Below are 376 nucleotides of genomic sequence, written 5' to 3'. Positions count from 1 at the left end.
CGCGAGGGGGTCTTCGCCGGACCGGGGGGTGCGGGCGGGTCTGAGGGCGACCGCGAGGGCGGGCAGCATGTCGGTGAGCAGGTTGACCAGCAGCAGCTGACGGGTGCCCAGTGGCGCCCGGCCGGACAGGGCGGTGCCCAGCACGGTGAAGGCGACCTCGCCGGCGTTGCCGCCCACCAGGATGGCGACCGCGTCGCGCACGCTGCGCCACAGGGTCCGGCCCTCCAGGAGGGCGTCGAGGATCCGGGTGGGATCGGGGTCGGTGAGAACGAGGTCGGCCGCGGCGCGGGCGGAGGTGGACCCGTGGGCGGCCAGGCCGATGCCGACGTCGGCCAGGCGGATGGCGGCGGCATCGTTGACCCCGTCCCCGGTCATC

Annotated in this window: 1 pseudogene; it reads right to left on the bottom strand. The window is 76.1% G+C overall.

What is annotated here, in order from left to right:
* Window positions 1-376 (bottom strand): annotated as a pseudogene (locus JL475_RS39420) (hypothetical protein); the annotation flags it as partial.

The organism is Streptomyces sp. M2CJ-2 (genome assembly GCF_016757295.1).
Taxonomy (GTDB): Bacteria; Actinomycetota; Actinomycetes; order Streptomycetales; family Streptomycetaceae; genus Streptomyces.
The sequence above is the reverse complement of the archived record's forward strand: the minus strand, read 5'-3'. Positions and strand labels throughout refer to the sequence as shown.